Origin of the sequence: Caulobacter sp. BK020, from assembly GCF_004342605.1 — a bacterium.
GTDB lineage: Bacteria > Pseudomonadota > Alphaproteobacteria > Caulobacterales > Caulobacteraceae > Caulobacter.
Window position 1 is genome coordinate 122,116 of sequence record NZ_SLZL01000002.1, and the last position, 19,735, is coordinate 141,850.

At 66.9% G+C, this 19,735-nt stretch carries 21 protein-coding genes; 20 read left to right on the forward strand and 1 reads right to left on the reverse strand.

Translation table 11 applies throughout. The annotated features are described in order from the left end of the window. The first annotated feature begins 5 nt into the window (after window positions 1–5). The 19 genes from nuoG (at window position 6) to EV278_RS03050 (ending at window position 18,524) form a co-directional block, all read left to right on the forward strand. Window positions 6–2,066: an NADH-quinone oxidoreductase subunit NuoG gene (nuoG, locus tag EV278_RS02960; RefSeq protein ID WP_132086517.1), complete on the forward strand. Its 2,061-nt coding sequence runs from the start codon at window positions 6–8 to the stop codon at window positions 2,064–2,066. 4 nt (window positions 2,067–2,070) lie between these two features. Further along, window positions 2,071–3,144, forward strand: coding sequence for an NADH-quinone oxidoreductase subunit NuoH (nuoH, locus tag EV278_RS02965; protein ID WP_132086519.1), 1,074 nt, complete (start codon window positions 2,071–2,073; stop codon window positions 3,142–3,144). Then, window positions 3,141–3,389: a hypothetical protein gene (locus EV278_RS02970; RefSeq protein ID WP_132086521.1), complete on the forward strand. Its 249-nt coding sequence runs from the start codon at window positions 3,141–3,143 to the stop codon at window positions 3,387–3,389. Before nuoH ends, EV278_RS02970 begins: the two co-directional genes overlap by 4 nt. Further along, entirely contained in the window at window positions 3,386–3,622 is a 237-nt protein-coding gene (locus EV278_RS02975) for a hypothetical protein (RefSeq protein ID WP_243692056.1), read from the forward strand. The genes EV278_RS02970 and EV278_RS02975 overlap by 4 nt, the downstream gene beginning before the upstream one ends. A gap of 10 nt (window positions 3,623–3,632) precedes the next feature. Further along, complete coding sequence (gene nuoI, locus EV278_RS02980; protein WP_019847591.1) at window positions 3,633–4,124, forward strand: NADH-quinone oxidoreductase subunit NuoI; 492 nt, start codon at window positions 3,633–3,635, stop codon at window positions 4,122–4,124. Between the two features lie 84 nt (window positions 4,125–4,208). After that, entirely contained in the window at window positions 4,209–4,826 is a 618-nt protein-coding gene (locus EV278_RS02985) for an NADH-quinone oxidoreductase subunit J (RefSeq protein WP_132086523.1), read from the forward strand. Continuing rightward, window positions 4,823–5,128 (forward strand): NADH-quinone oxidoreductase subunit NuoK, encoded by a 306-nt coding sequence (gene nuoK / locus EV278_RS02990; RefSeq protein ID WP_132086525.1) that lies wholly within the window; start codon window positions 4,823–4,825, stop codon window positions 5,126–5,128. Before EV278_RS02985 ends, nuoK begins: the two co-directional genes overlap by 4 nt. A gap of 5 nt (window positions 5,129–5,133) precedes the next feature. Continuing rightward, the gene (gene nuoL / locus EV278_RS02995) at window positions 5,134–7,203 is read left to right on the forward strand and encodes an NADH-quinone oxidoreductase subunit L (RefSeq protein WP_132086527.1); all 2,070 of its coding nucleotides are present in this window, start codon (window positions 5,134–5,136) and stop codon (window positions 7,201–7,203) included. A gap of 10 nt (window positions 7,204–7,213) precedes the next feature. Continuing rightward, window positions 7,214–8,698 (forward strand): NADH-quinone oxidoreductase subunit M, encoded by a 1,485-nt coding sequence (locus EV278_RS03000; protein ID WP_132086529.1) that lies wholly within the window; start codon window positions 7,214–7,216, stop codon window positions 8,696–8,698. Window positions 8,699–8,706: 8 nt separating this feature from the next. Next, entirely contained in the window at window positions 8,707–10,146 is a 1,440-nt protein-coding gene (nuoN, locus tag EV278_RS03005) for an NADH-quinone oxidoreductase subunit NuoN (RefSeq protein WP_132086531.1), read from the forward strand. Between the two features lies 1 nt (window position 10,147). Further along, window positions 10,148–10,906 carry a biotin--[acetyl-CoA-carboxylase] ligase gene (locus tag EV278_RS03010; protein ID WP_132086533.1) on the forward strand — a complete coding sequence of 253 codons (759 nt, stop codon included), beginning with the start codon at window positions 10,148–10,150 and terminating at the stop codon, window positions 10,904–10,906. Then, window positions 10,903–11,688 carry a type III pantothenate kinase gene (locus EV278_RS03015; protein WP_132086535.1) on the forward strand — a complete coding sequence of 262 codons (786 nt, stop codon included), beginning with the start codon at window positions 10,903–10,905 and terminating at the stop codon, window positions 11,686–11,688. The genes EV278_RS03010 and EV278_RS03015 overlap by 4 nt, the downstream gene beginning before the upstream one ends. Beyond that, complete coding sequence (locus EV278_RS03020) at window positions 11,688–13,382, forward strand: ribonuclease J (protein ID WP_132086537.1); 1,695 nt, start codon at window positions 11,688–11,690, stop codon at window positions 13,380–13,382. Before EV278_RS03015 ends, EV278_RS03020 begins: the two co-directional genes overlap by 1 nt. A gap of 6 nt (window positions 13,383–13,388) precedes the next feature. After that, window positions 13,389–14,114 (forward strand): rhomboid family intramembrane serine protease, encoded by a 726-nt coding sequence (locus tag EV278_RS03025; RefSeq protein ID WP_132086539.1) that lies wholly within the window; start codon window positions 13,389–13,391, stop codon window positions 14,112–14,114. 130 nt (window positions 14,115–14,244) lie between these two features. Next, the gene (gene mce / locus EV278_RS03030; protein ID WP_035075054.1) at window positions 14,245–14,661 is read left to right on the forward strand and encodes a methylmalonyl-CoA epimerase; all 417 of its coding nucleotides are present in this window, start codon (window positions 14,245–14,247) and stop codon (window positions 14,659–14,661) included. Further along, window positions 14,661–14,921 carry a DUF1467 family protein gene (locus EV278_RS03035; RefSeq protein WP_028037620.1) on the forward strand — a complete coding sequence of 87 codons (261 nt, stop codon included), beginning with the start codon at window positions 14,661–14,663 and terminating at the stop codon, window positions 14,919–14,921. Before mce ends, EV278_RS03035 begins: the two co-directional genes overlap by 1 nt. A gap of 324 nt (window positions 14,922–15,245) precedes the next feature. Then, window positions 15,246–16,571 carry a proline--tRNA ligase gene (proS, locus tag EV278_RS03040; RefSeq protein WP_132086541.1) on the forward strand — a complete coding sequence of 442 codons (1,326 nt, stop codon included), beginning with the start codon at window positions 15,246–15,248 and terminating at the stop codon, window positions 16,569–16,571. Next, window positions 16,571–17,845 (forward strand): lipoprotein-releasing ABC transporter permease subunit, encoded by a 1,275-nt coding sequence (locus EV278_RS03045; protein ID WP_132086543.1) that lies wholly within the window; start codon window positions 16,571–16,573, stop codon window positions 17,843–17,845. Before proS ends, EV278_RS03045 begins: the two co-directional genes overlap by 1 nt. Next, window positions 17,838–18,524 (forward strand): ABC transporter ATP-binding protein, encoded by a 687-nt coding sequence (locus EV278_RS03050; RefSeq protein WP_132086545.1) that lies wholly within the window; start codon window positions 17,838–17,840, stop codon window positions 18,522–18,524. Before EV278_RS03045 ends, EV278_RS03050 begins: the two co-directional genes overlap by 8 nt. On the opposite strand, the gene EV278_RS03055 is transcribed toward EV278_RS03050, so the two are convergent. Beyond that, window positions 18,521–19,480 carry a nucleoside hydrolase gene (locus EV278_RS03055; protein WP_132086547.1) on the reverse strand — a complete coding sequence of 320 codons (960 nt, stop codon included), beginning with the start codon at window positions 19,478–19,480 and terminating at the stop codon, window positions 18,521–18,523. The two genes, EV278_RS03050 and EV278_RS03055, sit on opposite strands and share 4 nt — an antisense overlap. A 165-nt stretch (window positions 19,481–19,645) precedes the next feature. Here EV278_RS03055 and sidA point away from each other — a divergent pair, with 165 nt between their 5' ends. Continuing rightward, window positions 19,646–19,735: a cell division inhibitor SidA gene (gene sidA, locus EV278_RS03060; RefSeq protein WP_035074860.1), complete on the forward strand. Its 90-nt coding sequence runs from the start codon at window positions 19,646–19,648 to the stop codon at window positions 19,733–19,735.

Consider the following 19,735-nt stretch of genomic DNA (forward strand, 5'->3'; position numbering starts at 1 on the left):
CGATTATGGCAATCGCCAAGGTCAACGGCGTCGAGGTCGAGTTCGAGCCCGGCATGACGGTTCTGCAGGTGGCGGAACTGGCCGGGGAAGAGATCCCGCGCTTCTGCTATCACGAGCGTCTGAGCATCGCCGGCAACTGCCGCATGTGCCTGGTCGAGGTGAAGCCCGGTCCGCCCAAGCCGCAGGCGTCGTGCGCCCTGCCGGCCGCCGAGGGCCAGGAGATCTTCACCAAGACCCCGATGGTCAAGAAGGCCCGCGAAGGGGTGATGGAGTTCCTGCTCATCAACCACCCGCTGGATTGCCCGATCTGCGACCAGGGCGGCGAGTGCGACCTGCAGGACCAGGCCATGGGCTATGGCCGCGACGACAGCCGCTACGAAGAGAACAAGCGCGCGGTCGAAGAAAAGGCCATGGGGCCGCTGATCAAGACCGTGATGACGCGCTGCATCCAGTGCACGCGCTGCGTCCGCTTCATCACCGAAGTCGCCGGCTCGCCGGAGATCGGCCTGATCTCGCGCGGCGAAGACGTTGAAATCACGACCTATCTGGGCGCGGCGGTGACGTCGGAGCTCAGCGCCAACGTCATCGACCTGTGCCCGGTCGGCGCCCTGACCTCCAAGCCCTACGCCTTCGAGGCGCGGCCTTGGGAGCTGAAGAAGACCGAGAGCATCGACGTCATGGACGCCCTGGGCTCGTCGATCCGCGTCGACGCCCGCGGCAATGCGGTGCTCCGCGTGCTGCCGCGCGTCAACGACGACGTCAACGAGGAGTGGATCAGCGACAAGACGCGCTACGCCGTGGACGGCCTGCAGCGCCAGCGCCTGGACCGTCCGTACGTCCGAGTCGACGGCAAGCTGCAGCCGGCGTCGTGGGCCCAGGCCTTCGCCGCCGTCGCCGCCAGGATCAAGGCCGCCAAGCCTGAGCGCGTTGGCGTGATCGCCGGCGACCTGCAGGACGCCGAGAGCCTGAAGGCGACCAAGGACCTGTTCACCGCCCTGGGCGTGAAGAACCTCGACGCTCGCCAGGACGGCTCGGCCCTGGGCGATGGTCCGCGCGAAAGCTGGCTGTTCAACTCGACGATCGCCGGGATCGAGAACGCCGATGTGGTGCTGTTCGTCGGCGCCAATCCGCGCCTTGAGGCCCCGGTCCTGAACGCCCGCTTCCGCAAGCAGTGGATCGCCGGCAAGACCCGCTTCGGGGTGATCGGCCAGCAGGCGGACCTGACCTTCGACTACGACTATCTCGGCGCCGGGACCAAGACCCTAGCCGGCTTGGCCAAGAGCAAGAGCGACTTCGTCACCGCCCTGAAGAACGCCGAACGTCCGGCGATCGTCATCGGCCAGGGCGCGCTCAGCCGCGCCGACGGCGCCGCCGTGCTGAAGGCCGCCGCCGCCGTGGCCAAGACCTTCAAGGTGGTTCGCGACGGCTGGAACGGCTGGAACGTGCTGCACACCGCCGCCGCCCGCGTCGCCGGCCTGGACCTGGGCTTCACGCCGGGCGAGGGCGGGCTGTCGACCGCCGACATGCTCAAGCCGGGCGCTCTGGACGTGCTGTTCCTGCTGGGCGCCGACGAGTGCGAAACCGCCGCCTCGGACGCCTTCAAGGTCTATCTGGGCACCCACGGCGACGCTGGCGCCCACAAGGCCGACGTCATCCTGCCGGGCGCGGCCTATACCGAGAAGAACGGCCTCTATGTGAACACCGAAGGCCGCGTCCAGATGGGCGAACGGGCGGTGTTCCCCAAGGGCGAGGCCAAGGAAGACTGGTCGATCCTGCGGGCCCTGTCCGAGCACCTGGGCGCCAAGCTGCCCTATGACAGCCTGGACCAGCTGCGCGCCAAGCTGTTCGCCGACCATCCGACCTTCGGCCAGATCGACTTCGCGCCGGGCTCGATCCCGACCGTGTTCGACCTGTCCGGCCTGGGCGGCGAGGGCGAGTTGTCCGACGCGCCGTTGGAAAGCCCGATCAAGGCCTTCCACCTGACCAACCCCATCGCGCGCGCCAGCGTGACCATGGCCGAATGCGCGGCCACGGTTTCCGGCGCCGCCAAGATCGCGGCGGAGTAGGCCGGTGAGCGCATTCTTCTCGAACCCCGCGGTGACCTGGACCCTGCTGACCACCGGCGGGATCCTGCTGGTCGTGATCTGGGTGCTTCTGAGCCTGGCCTTCCTGCTGCTGGCCGACCGCAAGATCTGGGCCGGCGTGCAGATGCGCAAGGGCCCCAACGTGGTGGGTCCGTTCGGCCTGCTGCAGTCCTTCGCCGACTTCTTCAAGTTCGTGCTGAAGGAGATCATCATCCCGGCCGGCGCCGACAAGGTGATCTTCCTGCTGGCCCCGCTGCTGAGTCTGGTCCTGGCCTTCGTCGGCTGGGCCGTCGTGCCGTTCGCGCCGGGCTGGGTCGTCTCCAACCTCAATGTCGGCATCCTGTACCTGCTGGCGATGAGTTCGCTGGGCGTCTACGGGATCATCATGGGCGGCTGGGCTTCGAACTCGAAGTATCCGTTCCTGGGCGCGCTGCGCTCGGCCGCGCAGATGGTGTCGTACGAAGTGTCGATCGGCCTGATCATCATCACGGTGATCCTGCTGGCCGGCACCATGAACCTGACCTCGATCGTCTCGCAGCAAGGCGGCTGGATCTGGAACTGGAACGTGTTCGGCGGCGCTGGCCTGAAGAACATCATCCTGCTGCCGGTGATGGTGATCGCCATGGGCATGTTCTTCATCTCGGCCCTGGCCGAGACCAACCGCCCGCCGTTCGACCTGCCCGAAGCTGAATCCGAACTCGTGGCCGGCTATCAGGTCGAGTACAGCTCGACCCCGTACCTGCTGTTCATGGTCGCCGAATATTCGAACATCGTCCTGATGTGCGCGATGATCAGCGTCCTGTTCTTCGGCGGCTGGAATCCTGGCTTCCCGACCGGCTTCCTGGACGCCTGGCCGACCTTCTGGGCCAACCTGTTCCTGGCCGTGGTGTTCTTCGCCAAGATCGTCTTCTGGTTCTTCATGATCGCCATGGCCAAGGCCATCGTGCCTCGCTACCGCTACGACCAGCTGATGCGCCTGGGCTGGAAGGTGTTCCTGCCGATGTCGCTGGTGCTGGTGATGCTGGTCTCGGCCTGGCGCGTGTTCGGACTGCAGGGGTGATCGCCAGGACGACATATCTGGCGTTCGCCGGTCTCGCCCTGGCCTTGGCCGGTTGTGCGACCGACGGCGTCGCCCCGACCAAGGCGTCCTACTCGCTGGGGCGCGGCACGGCCAGCTACGACCAGCTGCGCCGGGACAGCGAGAAATGCGCCGCCGACGGCGGCAAGATCGAGGCCAAGCAGGACGGGGGCGACCCCACCCAGCTGGCGAACTACAGCTGCGTCATTCCGAAGGGCGGAAAATGACGCGGAAGGCGCGCTGGACCGGATTGATCGCGATGATCGCCCTGTCCGGCTGCGTCGCCTGGGATCCTCCGCGCGGCCTCCCGCCGCCGCGGACCAGGTCCCTGGATGAACAGGTCGAGGCGCGCCAACAGGCGGACGCCAAGACCAAGGAATGCGTGATCCGGCAGGCCATCCGCCGGGAACAGATCGAAGCGGGCAGGGACGTGCGTCCTTTCCCAAAAGAGAAGTGTTAGGAGAGCTCTGGTGTTCCAGCGCATCACACAGGCGGTCAAGGGCGTGGCCCTGCTCGACTTCGCGGGCGCCTTCGGCCTGGGCATGAAGTACATGCTCGCGCCCAAGAAGACCGTGATCTATCCGAACGAGCGCGGGCCCCAGTCGCCCCGCTTCCGCGGCGAGCACGCCCTGCGCCGCTATCCGTCGGGCGAGGAGCGCTGCATCGCCTGCAAGCTGTGCGAGGCCATCTGCCCGGCCCAGGCCATCACCATCGAGGCCGAGCCGCGCGACGACGGCAGCCGCCGCACGACCCGCTACGACATCGACATGGTCAAGTGCATCTATTGCGGCCTGTGCCAGGAGGCCTGCCCGGTGGACGCCATCGTCGAAGGGCCGAACATCGAGTTCGCCGTCGAGACGCGCGAAGAACTCTACTACGACAAGGAAAAGCTGCTCGACAACGGTGACCGTTGGGAACGGCTGATCGCGAAGAATCTGGAGTTGGACGCGCCCTACCGCTAAAGGACGGGGCGCGATTCCGAGGGTTAGGCGACCGGTCCCCCGACCCGTCGTTGTTTTGTGGTTTTTGAGGGAGCACCTGGGCCGATGGCCTTGCCGGCGATAGCTTTCTATTTGCTCGCGGTAGCGACCGTGGTGGCGGGTCTTCTCGTCGTCTCGGCCAAGAACCCCGTGCACTCGGTGCTCTTCCTGATCACCGCCTTCTTCTCGGCCGCCGGCCTCTTCGTCCTGATGGGCGCGGAGTTCCTGGCCATGCTGCTGATCGTCGTCTATGTCGGCGCGGTCGCGGTGCTGTTCCTGTTCGTCGTGATGATGCTGGACGTCGACTTCGCCGAACTGCGGCAGGGCTTCGCCCAGTACCTGCCGATCGGCGGGCTGGTCGGCGGGATCCTGACGCTGGAGATGATCTTCGTCGCCGCGACGGTGGCCACGAACGGCGCGGCCGGCAAGAACGCCCTCCCGATGGCTTCGCCAGTCGGCGTGCCGAACACCGAGGCGATCGGCCGGGTGCTCTACACCGACTACATCTTCTTCTTCCAACTGGCGGGCCTGGTGCTGCTGGTCGCCATGATCGGCGCCATCGTCCTGACCCTGCGCCACAAGCCGGGCGTCAAGCGCCAGGACATCGGCAAGCAGATCGCCCGTACGCCAAAGACCGGAATGGAAATCGTGCAGATCAAGCCGGGCGAGGGGATCAGCGAATGATCGGCCTGTCGCACTATCTCGTCGTCGCCGCCATCCTGTTCACGATCGGCGTCTTCGGCATCTTCGTGAACCGCAAGAACATCATCGTCATCCTGATGTCGATCGAGCTGATCCTGCTGGCGGTGAACATCAACCTGGTGGCCTTCTCGGTCTTCCTGCACGACGTGGCCGGGCAGATCTTCGCCATGTTCGTGCTGACCGTCGCCGCGGCCGAAGCGGCCGTCGGCCTGGCCATCCTGGTGACGTTCTTCCGTAACCGCGGCGACATCGCCGTCGACGACGCCAGCGTGATGAAGGGCTGATCGCAGTGCAGACTCTCGTCACCATCCTCGTCCTCGCGCCGCTGGTCGCCGCGATCATCGCCGGCCTGTTCGGCCGTCGCATCGGCAATGTCGCCTCGCAGGCGGTCACCACCGGCGCGCTCATCCTCAGCTGCGCCCTGGGCTGGTACACGTTCAGCCAGTGGACCTGGGGGCACATGGAGGCCTTCACGGTCAACCTGCTGCCCTTCATCCACGTGGGCAGCTTCGTCTCCAACTGGTCCGTCCGCATCGACGCCCTGTCGAGCGTGATGCTGATCGTGGTGACGACAGTCTCGGCCCTCGTGCACATCTATTCCTGGGGTTACATGGCCGAGGACGACAGCAAGCCGCGGTTCTTCGCCTACCTGTCGCTGTTCACCTTCGCCATGCTGGCCCTGGTCACCGCCGCCGACTTCATGCAGCTGTTCTTCGGCTGGGAAGGGGTGGGCCTGGCCTCGTACCTGCTGATCGGCTTCTGGTTCAAGAAGTCGACCGCCAGCGCCGCGGCCATCAAGGCCTTCGTGGTCAACCGGGTCGGGGACTTCGGTTTCGCCCTGGGCATCATGACCACCTACTGGGCGTTCGGTTCGATCCAGTTCCACGAGATCTTCCCGCAGATCGCCGCCGGCGCTGCGCGCACCTGGCAGTTCGCGGGCCACACCTTCCCGCTGGTCGACATCGCCTGCTTCCTGCTGTTCATCGGCGCCATGGGCAAGTCGGCGCAGTTCTTCCTGCACACCTGGCTGCCGGACGCCATGGAGGGCCCGACCCCGGTCTCGGCCCTGATTCACGCGGCGACCATGGTCACGGCCGGCGTCTACATGCTGTGCCTGCTGTCGCCGATGTTCGAATACGCGCCCGTCGCCAAGAACATCGTCACGGTGATCGGCGCGATCACGGCTCTGTTCGCGGCCACGGTCGGCCTGACCCAGAACGACATCAAGCGGGTCATCGCCTACTCGACCTGTTCGCAGCTGGGCTACATGTTCTTCGCGGCCGGCGTTGGCGCCTACCAGGCGGCGATGTTCCACCTGTTCACCCACGCCTTCTTCAAGGCGCTGCTGTTCCTGGGCGCCGGTTCGGTGATCCACGGCATGCACCACGAGCAGGACATGCGGAAGTACGGGGCCCTGGCCAAGCTGCTGCCGGTGACCTTCATCGCCATGACCATCGGCACGATCGCCATTACGGGTCTGGGCCTGCCGCCGCTGCACCTGGGCTTCGCCGGCTTCTACTCGAAGGACACCATCATCGAGGCGGCTTACGCCGCGGGCACGCACAACGGCATCGCCATGTTCGCGTGGGTGATCGGCGTGCTGGTGGCTGGCCTGACCTCGTTCTACTCCTGGCGCCTGGCGTTCTTCACCTTCAACGGCAAGGCCCGCTGGGGTCACGACGACCATCACGCCCATGACGCGCATGGCCATGACGCTCACGCCCACGCCGAAACCCACGACGAACCGCTTCCCGACGCGCATGACGATCACGGCCACGGCCATGACCACAAGCCGCATGAAAGCCCGTTCGTGATGCTGTTCCCGTTGATCGTGCTGTCGATCGGCGCGATCTTCGCCGGGATCGTGTTCACCGACTTCTTCGTCGGTCACCACCAGCAGGAGTTCTGGCGCGGCGCGATCTTCAACGCCCCGACCAACCACGTGCTGCATGAGGCGCATGAGGTGAAGGAGTGGGTGAAGTGGAGCCCGCTGATCGCCTCGATCCTGGGTCTGGCGATCGCCGTCTGGGTCTATCTGATCAAGGGCAACGAGCGCCTCGGCGCCGCGCTGGCCGCCCGCAACGGCCCACTGTACGTGTTCTTCTACAACAAGTGGTTCTTCGATGAGCTGTACCAAGCGACCTTCGTGCGCGCGGCCAAGTTCCTCGGCGACCTGTTCTGGAAGGGCGGCGACCAGAAGCTGATCGACGGCCTCGGCCCCGACGGCGTCAGCGCCGTCAGCTACGAAGTCGGCCGCCGGACCGGCAAGCTGCAGTCCGGCTACCTGTACCACTACGCTTTCGTCATGCTGCTCGGCGTCGCCGGCCTGCTGACGTTCGCCCTTTACGCATTCCGTTGAGGACGGATCGATGACCGGCCTGCTTAGCCTCACCACCTTCGCCCCGCTCGTCGGCGTGGTCCTGCTGCTGGGCGCGCGCGCCCTGCACGGCGACAACGCCAGGACGGACACCCTGGCCAAGTGGATCGCCCTGGCGACCACCCTGGTCACCTTCGCCCTGTCGGTCGTGCTGGTCGCCCAGTTCGACGCCAAGAACCCCGGCTTCCAGTTCGTGGAAGACTTCAGCTGGTTCGCGGGCTTGCACTACCGCATGGGCGTGGACGGCATCTCGATCCTGTTCGTGCTGCTGACCACCTTCCTGCTGCCGATCTGCATCATCGCCGGCTGGAAGTCGGTCGATAAGCGGGTGGTCGAATACCTGATCTGCTTCCTGGTGCTCGAGACCCTGGTGGTCGGTGTGTTCTGCGCCCTGGACCTGATCCTGTTCTACCTCTTCTTCGAGGGCGGCCTGGTTCCGATGTTCCTGATCATCGGCATCTGGGGCGGCAAGCGCCGGGTCTACGCGGCCTACAAGTTCTTCCTCTACACGCTGCTCGGCTCGGTGCTGATGCTGGCGGCCATCCTGTCGATGATCGCCATCGCCCACACCTCGTCGATCCCGGCGCTGATGACCTTCAAGTTCGCCCCGTGGCTGCAGACCTGGCTGTGGCTGGCCTTCTTCGCCAGCTTCGCGGTCAAGATGCCGATGTGGCCGGTCCACACCTGGTTGCCCGACGCCCACGTCGAGGCGCCCACGGCCGGCTCGGTGATCCTGGCGGGCATCCTGCTGAAGATGGGGGGCTACGGCTTCCTGCGTTTCAGCCTGCCGATGTTCCCCAACGCTTCGGAGCTGTTCCAGCCCCTGGTGTTCGCGATGTCGGCCATCGCCATCGTCTACACCTCGCTGGTCGCCTTCCGTCAGACCGACATCAAGAAGCTGATCGCCTATTCGTCGGTCGCCCACATGGGTTTCGTGACCATGGGCATCTTCTCGGGCAACGCCCAGGGCGAGCAGGGCGCGATCTTCCAGATGCTGAGCCACGGCCTGATCTCGGGCGCGCTCTTCCTCTGCGTCGGCGTGGTCTATGACCGCATGCACACCCGCGAGATCGCCTTCTACGGCGGGCTCACCAACCGCATGCCCTGGTACGCGGCGGTGTTCATGCTGTTCACCATGGGCAATGTCGGCCTGCCGGGCACCTCGGGCTTCGTCGGCGAAATCCTGACCATGACCGGGACCTACAAGGCCTCGACCTGGACGGCGCTGGTGGCCACCACGGGCGTGATCCTGTCGGCCGTCTACGCGCTGAACCTGTACCGGCGCGTGATGTTTGGCGAGATCGTCAATCCCGAGCTCAAGACCATCACCGACCTCGACAAGCGCGAGATCCTGATCTTCGCCCCGCTGATCATCGGCACCCTGGTGCTCGGCGTTTATCCCAATCTTGTGTTCAACCTGACCGCGTCGTCCGTCGACGGGCTCGTCGGCGCCTGGCGCGCCGCCGTGGGCGGGTGAGGGACCCCATGACGTTCGCCGCCAACTTCTCCCTCGTTCTTCCCGAAGTCATCCTCGGGGCCTCGGCCCTGGTGCTGCTGGTCTGGGGCGCGTTCCACGGCAAGGTCACCCCGCTGTTCACCGGCGCGGCCGTCCTGGCCCTGCTGGGCGCGGCCGTGGCCGCCGTGGTCGGGCCGCATGGCCACGCCTTCAACGGCGTCTATGCCGCCGATGCGGCCGCCACCTACGCCAAGGTGGCGATCTACGGCTTCAGCGCCCTGGCCATCGTGCTGGGCGACCGCTGGCTGGCCGCGCGCGGCGACCAGAAGTTCGAATACGCCGTGCTGGTGATCCTCTCGGCGCTGGGCATGGGCGTCACCGCTTCGGCCGGCGACCTGATCAGCCTCTATGTCGGTGTCGAGCTGCAGTCGCTGGCGCTGTACGTCCTGGCCGCCTTCCGCCGCGACGACGCCAAGTCGTCGGAAGCGGGCCTGAAGTACTTCGTGCTGGGCGCGCTGTCGTCGGGTCTGCTGCTGTACGGCGCCTCGCTGATCTACGGATTCGCCGGTTCGACCCGCTTCGAGGACATCGCCGCCGCGGCGCATGCGAACCACGGCATGGGCTTGCTGTTCGGCCTGGTGTTCCTGCTCTGCGGCCTGGCGTTCAAGGTCTCGGCCGCGCCATTCCACATGTGGACGCCGGACGTCTATGAAGGCGCCCCGACCCCGGTCGTCGGCTTCTTCGCCGCCGCCCCCAAGCTGGCCGCCATGATGATGTTCGCCCGCGTGCTGGGCGACGCCTTCCCGGACTCGGTGGCCCAGTGGCGCCAGATCCTGGTCATCACCGCCCTGGCTTCGGTCTTCGTCGGCGCCTTCGCCGGCCTGGCGCAGAACAACCTCAAGCGCCTGTGGGCCTACAGCTCGATCGCCAATGTCGGCTACGCCCTGCTGGGCGTGGCGACCGGCGGCGAGACCGGCCTGCATTCGATGCTGCTGTTCATGACCCTGTACATGGTCGACGTCACCGGCTTCTTCGCCTGCCTCCAGGCCCTGTCGCGCGACGGCAAGCCGATGGAGACCATCGAGGACATGGCTGGGCTGGTGAAGCACCGTCCCGGCGTCGCCGTGGCCATGACCGCCTTTTCGCTGTCGGCCCTGGGCATTCCGCCGTTCTCGGGCTTCTGGGCCAAGTTCTACGTCTTCGGCGCGGCGATGGGCTCGGGCGACGTGCTGCTGCAATGGGCGGCTGTTCTGGGCCTGGTCGGCAGCGTGGTCGCGGCGTTCTACTATCTGCGCCTGATCAAGACGATGTGGTTCGACGCCCCCGAAGGCGCGGTCGACAAGCCGCAACCCATCGCCCGCGCGGTCGGCTTCGTGGCCGCGGCCTTCTCGTTCCCGATCGTGCTGGTCGCCCTGATCTGGCTCGATCCCGCAGCCAGGGCCGCCGCGGCGGCCTTTGGCCACGCGTGACGTGACGGGCCCGACCTCGACCTTCGAAGTCCCGCCCGTCGTCGTCCTGGACGAGATCGACTCGACCAACGCCGAGGCCCGTCGCCGCGCGGAAGCGGGGGAGGCGGGCCCGGTCTGGATCTTGGGCCTGCGTCAGACCGCCGGCCGGGGCCGACGCGGTCGCGCCTGGGAGACCGGGGTCGGCAACCTGGCCGCCACGCTGTTGTTCACGACCGACAAGCCGCCGGCCGAGGCCGCCCAGGTGACGTTCGTCGCCGCCCTGGCCGTGGCGGACCTGCTGGGCGCCTATGTGTCGCCGGATCTCGTCAGCCTGAAATGGCCCAACGATCCACTGCTGGGCGGGCTGAAGGTCAGCGGCGTGCTGGTGGAATCCGGGACCCGGCCGGCCGGCGGCCTGTGGATCGCCGTTGGGGTGGGCGTGAACCTGGCCCGCAAGCCGATCGACAGCGAACGCCCCGCCACAGCCCTGACGACCTACCTGGTCACGCCGCCGGCTCCGGTGGAGGCGATCAAGGTGCTGGCGGCCGCCTTCGCGCGCTGGGAAGACGTCTGGCTGCGGTTGGGCTTCCCGGCCATCGCCGACGCCTGGACCGCCCGCGCCCACGGCCTGGGCCAGCCATGCGTCGCCCGGCTGGGGCTGGAAACTCTCGAGGGGATCGCGGAAGGCCTGGACGCCGACGGCGCGCTGCGTCTTCGTCTCGCTGACGGCCGTTTGCGGCGGATCACCGCCGGCGACGTCTTCTTCGGAGAGGCCTCCTGATGCTGCTGGCCATCGAACAGGGCAACACCAACACCATGTTCGCCATCCACGACGGCGAGACATGGATCGCCCAGTGGCGCGCGGCCACCGAGAGCACCCGTACGGCCGACGAATACGTGGTCTGGCTGTCGCAACTGCTGTCTATGCAAGGACTGGGCTTCCGCGCCATCGACTCGGTGATCATCTCCAGCGTTGTGCCGCAGTCGATCTTCAACCTGCGCAACCTGTCGCGGCGCTATTTCGGCGTCGAGCCGCTGGTGATCGGCGAGAACGCCCGGCTGGGCGTCGAGGTGCGGATCGACAAGCCGTCCGAGGCCGGGGCCGACCGCCTGGTCAACGCCGTGGGCGCGCACATGGTCTACCCGGGCCCGCTGATCGTCATCGACAGCGGCACCGCCACCACCTTCGACATCGTCGGCGCCGACGGGGCGTTCGAGGGGGGGATCATCGCGCCCGGCATCAACCTGTCCATGCAGGCCCTGCACGAGGCGGCCGCCAAGCTGCCGCGCATCGCCATCCAGCGCCCGGCCGGCAACCGCGTGGTCGGAACCGACACCGTCAGCGCCATGCAGTCAGGCGTATTCTGGGGCTATATCTCACTGATCGAAGGCCTGGTGGCCCGCATCAAGGCCGAACGCGCCGAACCGATGACCGTGGTCGCCACCGGCGGCGTCGCCTCGCTGTTCGAGGGCGCCACCGGCAGCATCGACCACTTCGATTCAGATCTGACCATCCGCGGTCTCCTCGAAATTCATCGCCGTAACACCCATCTAGAGACGTAATGACCAAATATACCGACAAGCCTTCTCCCCAAGACGAGCTCGTCTTCCTGCCATTGGGCGGGTCGAACGAGATCGGCATGAACTTCAATCTCTACGGCTTCGGCCCGGCCGACGACCGCAAGTGGATCGTCGTCGATCTGGGCGTGACCTTCGGCGACCAGACGACGCCGGGCGTCGAAATCATCCTGCCCGATCCCGAATTCATCGAGGCCTATGCCGACGACATCCTCGGCATCGTCCTGACCCACGCCCACGAAGACCACCTGGGCGCCGTGCACTGGCTGTGGCCGCGCTTGAAGGCGCCGGTGTTCGCCACGCCGTTCACCGCCTTCCTGCTGCGCGAGAAGCTGCGCGACGCCGGCCTGCTGGGCGAGGTGGAGATCACCGAGATCCCGCTCAGCGGCAGCTTCGACCTGGGCCCGTTCCACCTGGAAATGGTCACTCTGACCCACTCGATCCCCGAGCCGAACGGCTTGGCGATCAAGACCCCGCTGGGTACGATCCTGCACACCGGCGACTGGAAGATCGACCCCGATCCCCAGCTGGGCGGCCCCACCGACATCGAGGCCATCCGCAAGCTGGGCGACGAGGGCGTGCTGGCCATGGTCTGCGACAGCACCAACGTCTTCGTCGATGGTGAGGCCGGCTCGGAAGCCGGCGTGCGCGAGGCGATGAACAAGCTGATCGGCGGCCTGACGGGCAAGATCGCCGTGGCCTGCTTCGCCTCGAACGTGGCCCGGATGGACACCGTGATCCGCGCCGCCCAGGCCGCCGGGCGCAAGGTCTGCCTGGCCGGCCGCTCGATGCACCGCATGGCCGCCGCCGCCCGCCACGTCGGTCTGTTGGAAGGGCTCGAGCCCTTCATCACCGACGACCAGGCCAAGTATCTGCCCGAGAACCAAGTGCTGTTCCTGTGCACCGGCAGCCAGGGCGAGCCGCGCGCGGCCCTGGCCCGGATCGCCGAGGGCACCCACCCGCACGTCAAGCTCTCTCAGGGCGACCATGTGATTTTCAGCTCGCGAGTCATCCCCGGCAACGAGATCCCGATCCGCAACCTGCAGAACAAGCTGGCCGACCGCGGGGTGCGCCTGCACACCGAGCGCGACACCCCCGGGATCCACGTGAGCGGCCACCCGTGCCGCGACGAGCTCAAGCAGATGTATCAGTGGGCCCGGCCGACCATCGCCGTGCCCACCCACGGCGAGCGCCGCCACCTGATCGAGCACGCCGCCTTCGCCAAGGACCTGCAGGTGCCGCACGCGGTCAGCCCGCGCAACGGCGACATGGTGCTGCTGGCCCCCGGGCATCCGTCGATCATCGACGAGGTCCCGTCGGGCCGTCTCTATGTCGACGGCGGGGTGGTGACGCCTGAGAACGGCGAGGCCCTGCGCGAGCGGCGCCACGCGGCGTTCAACGGCATGCTGGCCGTCTCGGTCGTGCTGGACGGTCGCAACAAGATCGTCTCGGGCCCGCAGGTCCGCGGCCTGGGCCTGGCCGGCGACGCCGAGTATCCGCTGGACGACGCGCTGGACGATCTGGCCGAGGAGGCCGAGAGCGCCTTCAAGCGCCTGGAGGGCGACCAGCGCGAGATCGACGAGGCCATCGAAAGCGCGATCTCCCGCGCCGTGAAGAAGGCCGCCTTCCGCATCTGGGAACGCAAGCCCGTGGTCGAGACCACGGTCCTGCGGATTTAACGCCTCGTGGACGAGATCCCTCCGTCGGCGGGAATAGTCCAGCCGATTGCCCCCGAGCCCGAACCCCGCTGGCGGCAGACCCTGCGTCTAATGGCCGGCGAGGCCTGGGCGCTGGGCGCGCTGACGCTGGTCCTCTGGATCGTCTCCGGCGTCCAGCTGCTGGGCAAGATGCGGGGCTGGGACGAGACCATGCTGGCCCTGGGCAGCCTCTACCCGCCGTATTTTCGGCAGGGGTTCTGGTGGACGCCGCTGACGCACATCTTCCTGCATGGCGGGCTGCTGCACATCGTGATGAACACCAGCGCCCTGGTCAGCCTGGGGCCGGCCATCGCCGTGCGCCTGGGGCGCGACCTGAAGGGCGCTCTGCTGTTCTGGGCCTTCTTCCTGATCTGCGGTCTGGCGGGCGGGCTGCTGTTCCTTGTCCTGCACTGGAACGGCGAGATCTCGGCCGTTGGGGCTTCCGGGGCGATCTGCGGCCTGTGGGGCGCTGTGGCGCGACTGAGGCCGGACGGCGGCCTGACGCCGATCCTTTCCAGCCAGGTCGGCAAGCAGACCTGGTCGTTCATCGTCATGAACCTGGTGCTGGTCGCCATCGGCTTCGGCCTCGGCATGGCGTCCGGGGAGGGCGGGCTGATGATCGCCTGGGAATGCCACGTCGGCGGCTTCATCGCCGGGCTGTTCCTGGTCGAGATGTTTCCCGCGCGCTATTGGTGGCTTCGCCAGCCGGCCTGAACGGATTGATCGCGGAGGCGAAGCGTCTTGCCGCCGAAACGCCTCGCCGCGGGTCCATGAAGTCGTCTATATCCTCGAAAAATGACGAGAGGCGCGCGCTCGCGCCTTCGCCCCGCAGGACACGGAACGGATGATCGGCAAGCTCAACCACGTCGGCGTCGCCACCCCCTCCATCGACGAGTCGCTGAAGATGTACCGCGACCTGCTGGGCGCCACGTCGCACACTGACAAATGGGCCATGCCCGAGCAGGGCGTGTGGGTCTGTTTCGTCAACCTGCCCAACAGCCAGATCGAGCTGATCGAACCCTATGGCGAGGCCTCGCCGATCCACGGCTTCCTGGCCAAGAACCCCAAGGGCGGCCAGCATCACATCTGTTTCGAGGTGGAGAACATCTACGAGGCCCGCGACAGCCTGGTCGCCAAGGGCGCCACAGTGCTGGGCGAGCCTCGGATCGGCGCCCATGGTACGCTGATCATCTTCGTTCACCCGAAAGACATGGGCGGCATGCTGGTCGAGCTCATGGAAACCCCCAAGGACGCTCACTGATGGGTCCCGTCACCTGCATCGCCGTCTATCTGACCATCTGGTGGACCACGCTGTTCGCCGTGCTGCCGCTGGGCAACCGTACGTTCAAGGAGATGGGCATCGAGCCGCCGCCCGGCGCGGATCCCGGGGCGCCGGTCAATCCGAACCTGAAGCGCAAGTTCTTCACCACCACCTGGGTCTCGGCCCTGGTGATGGCCGGCCTGCTGCTGACCATCCATTTCCACCTGATCGACCTGCCGGCGCTGCCCGCCACCTATTAATGGCGCCCAAGCCTTGGGCGGGCGGCGATGGATTTGCCGGCGTTCGCCCATTTCGTGGGCGAAGTTCGCCAAGTGGTCAGGCCAGACGCAATCGGGCGCCCCGAACAACCGTTCGGAGTCCTAACGTCAGACTCACGAGGCCGGCTTTTCCGACCTTGCTCTGTGGCGTCTTCCCCGACGATGACTTGAAGGGCCGCGCGAAAACCGCGCGGCCCTCTTTTCGTTTCTGAACGCTCGGGAGCCATCTTTTCGCCGCGCGCGTTGCCAAGCTGAGGCCCAAGCGGCTATCTCAACGCCTCGAATTCCCCCGGAGACGTCTCGTCCATGCGCCTGTCGCGCTATTTCCTGCCCGTCCTGAAAGAAGCCCCCTCCGACGCCCAGATCGTCTCGCACCAGCTGATGCTGCGCGCGGGCATGATCCGCCAGGAGGCGGCGGGCATCTACGCCTGGTTGCCGCTGGGCCTGAAGGTGCTCAACAAGGTCGAGCAGATCGTCCGCGAGGAGATGGACCGGGCCGGGGCTATCGAGCTGCTGATGCCGACCCTGCAGCTGGCCGACCTGTGGCGCGAGTCGGGCCGTTACGACGCCTACGGCCCGGAAATGCTGCGCATCACCGACCGTCACGAGCGCGAACTGCTGTACGGGCCCACCAACGAGGAAATGATCACCGAGATCTTCCGGGCCTATGTGAAGAGCTACAAGGACCTTCCCAAGAACCTGTACCATGTGCAGTGGAAGTTCCGCGACGAACGCCGCCCGCGCTTCGGCGTGATGCGCGGCCGCGAATTCCTGATGAAGGACGCCTACAGCTTCGACCTCGACGCCGAGGGCGCGCGCAAGGCCTACAACCGCATGTTCGTGGCCTATCTGAACCTGTTCTCGCGCATGGGCCTGAAGGCCGTGCCGATGCGCGCCGACACCGGCCCGATCGGCGGCGACCTTTCCCACGAGTTCATCGTCCTGGCCGAGACCGGCGAAAGCGCCGTGTTCTGCCACAAGGACCTGGTCGAGATGCCCGCGCCCGGTCCGGACGTCGACTGGTACGGCGACCTGCAGCCGCTGGTGAACCAGCGCACGGCGCTCTACGCCGCCACCGAGGAGATGCACGACGAGGCGGCCTTCGAGGCCATCCCCGAGGGCGAACGCCTGTCGGCCCGCGGCATCGAGGTGGGTCACATCTTCTCGTTCGGGACCAAGTATTCCGAGCCGATGAAGGCCCTGGTCACCGGGCCGGACGGCAAGGACGTGCCGGTGCAGATGGGCAGTTACGGCGTCGGCGTCTCGCGGCTGCTGGGCGCGATCATCGAGGCCAGCCACGACGAGGGCGGCATCATCTGGCCCGAAGCCGTCGCGCCGTTCGGCGTCGGGATCATCAACATGCGCCAAGGCGACGCCGCCTGCGACGAGGCCTGCGAGACCGCCTACAAGGCTCTGAAGGCGGCCGGCCGTGACCCGCTTTACGACGACACCGACGCCCGCGGCGGCGCCAAGTTCGCGACCATGGACCTGATCGGCGTGCCCTGGCAGCTGGTCGTCGGCCCCAAGGGCCTGGCCGAGGGCGTGGTCGAGCTCAAGAACCGCAAGACCGGCGAACGCCACAGCGCTCCGCTGGAGTCGGTCCTGGCCCAGCTGTCGGGCAAGGCCGCCTGATGGCCCTGGGCGCGGGTCCGTTCGGAACCTGGGAGCGCACGGTCGCCTGGCGCTACCTGCGCAACAAGCGCAAGAACGGCGGCGTGGCGCTGATCGCCATCATCTCGTTCGCGGCGGTGATGCTGGCGGTCTTCGCCCTGATCACCGTGATGAGCGTGATGAACGGCTTCCGCGCCGAGCTGCTGGGCCGGCTTCTGGGCTTCAACGGCCACGTCTACGCCCAGGGCCCGCTGCTGAACGGTCCCGACCGCGACGGCGTCATCACGCGCATCAAGGCCGTGCGTGGCGTCACCCAGGCCGCGCCGATGGTCGAGGCCCAGGCCATGGTCATCGGCCCCAGCCAGGTGTCGGGCGCCATCGTACGCGGGGTCACGCCCGCTGACCTGCGCGGCATGAAGATGATCTCGTCCAACATCAAGCGCGGCTCCCTGGAGGGGTTCGGCGAGGGCGAGTACGGCGGCGACATGGTGCTGATCGGCGATCGCATGGCCCGTAACCTGGGCCTCTCGGTTGGCGACGCGATCACCCTGATCTCGCCGTCCGGCCCGGCCACGGCGTTCGGGACCTCGACGCGCGAGAAGGACTACACCGTCGGCGGCATCTTCAGCGTCGGCATGAGCCAGTTCGACGAAAGCTTCGTCTATATGGCGCTGCCCCAGGCCCAGCTGTTCTTCGGGCGCGACACCTCGATCGACTATGTCGAGATCAAGGTCGCCGATCCCGACAAGGCCAAGGCGATCAAGCCGATCATCGAGCAGGCCAGCGGCCCGGGCGCCTTCGTCCAGGACTGGATGGACAAGAACAGCAGCTACTTCAACGCCCTGCAGGTCGAGCGCAAGGTGATGCGGCTGATCCTGTTCTTCATCGTGGCCATCGCCACTCTGAACATCATCTCGGCCCTGGTCATGCTGGTGAAGAACAAGGGTCGCGACATCGCCATCCTGCGCACCATGGGCGCCAGCCAGAGCTCGATCCTGCGGATCTTCATCATGGCCGGCGCCTCGATCGGGCTGTCGGGCACCCTGGCCGGCCTGCTGCTGGGCGTGCTGTTCTGCGCCAACATCACCGCCATCCAGAACTTCGTGGAGTGGGTGACGGGCACCGCGGTGTTCAGCGCCGACATCTACTTCCTGGCCCACATTCCCGCCAAGATCGACTGGACCGAGGTGGCCGGCATCGTCGGCATCTCGACGGCCATGAGCATCCTGGCCACCCTGCCGCCCGCCATCCGCGCCTCGCGGCTCGATCCGGTCGAGGCCCTTCGCTATGAGTAGCCCCGTCCTGGCCCTGCGCGGGGTCGAGCGCACCTATGTCACCGAGGCCGGCGCCCTGAACGTGCTGCGCGGCGTCGACCTGGACGTCTATCCCGGCGAGGTGGTCGGGCTGATCGGTCCGTCTGGCTCGGGCAAGTCGTCGCTGCTGCACGCGGCCGGCCTGCTGGAAAAGCCTAATGCGGGGATCATCGCCCTGGACGGCCGCGATTGCTCCAAGCTGTCCGAGCGCCAGCGCACCAAGGTGCGGCTGTCGACCGTCGGCTTCGTCTACCAGTTCCACCACCTGCTGCCCGAGTTCAGCGCGCTCGACAACGTGGCCATGCCCGCCATGATCGCCGGCAGGGGGCGGGGCGAGGCGCGCGAGGCGGCCAAGGTGATGCTTGAGCAACTTGGCTTGGCCGAGCGCGTCGAGCACCAGCCGGGCCAGATGTCGGGTGGCGAACAGCAGCGCGTGGCGATCGCCCGCGCCCTGGCCAACAGCCCCAAGCTGCTGCTGGCCGACGAGCCGACCGGCAACCTCGACCCGGCCAATTCGGCGGCGGTGTTCCAGGCGCTGTACGAGCAGGCCCGGCGGCGCGGCGTGGCGGCGCTGATCGCCACCCACAACATGGAACTGGCCCGCTACATGGACCGGGTCTTCGCCCTGAAGGACGGGCACCTGGTTCCGCAGAACTTCTAGAGCAGGGCGTCGCGCATCGCCGCGTAGAAGCCGGCCTGGTCGATCTTCTTGATCACCCGGGCGTTGGGCGGCCGGCGTTTCAGGGCGGGATCGGCCACCTCGATGTCGGGCAGGATGGCGTGCGAGACGCTCAGATAGCCGCGCGTCAACTCCCCGATCGTCTCGACGTCGACGACGGCCATCTCAGAGTCCAGGATCAGAGCCTCGTTCAGCGCCGCGGCGCAGGTCAGGGCGTCGGGATGCAGGCTGCCGTCCAGGCCTTGGGTTTCCCGGGCGAAGGCCAGGGAGGTCCGGTTGACCTGGGTGAAGAACGCCGCGCGCGGGGTTCCGAGGGCTTCCAGGGCCGCCAGCTGCTCCAGGCTCAGCAAGCCGTCTCGCAGCGTCTCGGTCCAGGTGACGATGCTCGTCGGAAAGCCGGCGTTGATGACGATTTTGGCCGCTTCCGGATCGACATAGAAATTGTATTCGGCGGCCGGCGTGACGTTGCCGACCCCGTTGTCGGTGCCACCCATGATCCATAGGTGCTTGACGGCCTGGGCAATGCGCGGCTCGCGCAGATAGGCCAGGGCGATGTTGGTCAGCGCGGCCTGCGCGATTAGCGTGATCTGCCCCGGAGCCTCCATCACCCGCCGCACGATCTCGTCGGCCGCGTGGCCGGGGGAGGGGCGTTGGGCGGCCCGCGGAAAGCGGCTGTCGCTCATGCCGTCGGCCCCGAACACATAGGCCGCGTCCAGGGGCGCGCGTGTGAACGGCCGCTGGGCGCCCAGATAGACCGGAACCTCGCCGCCGCGCTCGCAGGCCTCCAGGGTGGCCAGGGCGTTCTCGGCGTGCTGCGCGAAGCCGACATTGCCGTGGGCGATGGTGATCGCCTCGACGGTCACGCCCGGCCGGCGCAGGGCGAGCATTAGGGAGAACACGTCGTCTCCGGCGGTGTCGGTGTCGATGATCAGGCGCATGGCGGCGATCTGCCCCGATCCGCGCGGCAAATCCACTGGAAAGGCGGCCGCGGCTCATTCCGTCGGGGCCGCGACAAAAAAGCTCGCAATCGAACACGGGTCTCTTGCGAAGGGGAACAAAAGTGGAATATAGAACAAACAAGCAACGATCGCAGGAGGCTTCCCATGGTCCGTATCGCGCGTGAGTCTTTGGCGCTTGTATCTGTCGTCAGCTTCGTCTGGATGATGTGTCAGGTCGCCCAACTGGTGGCCTGA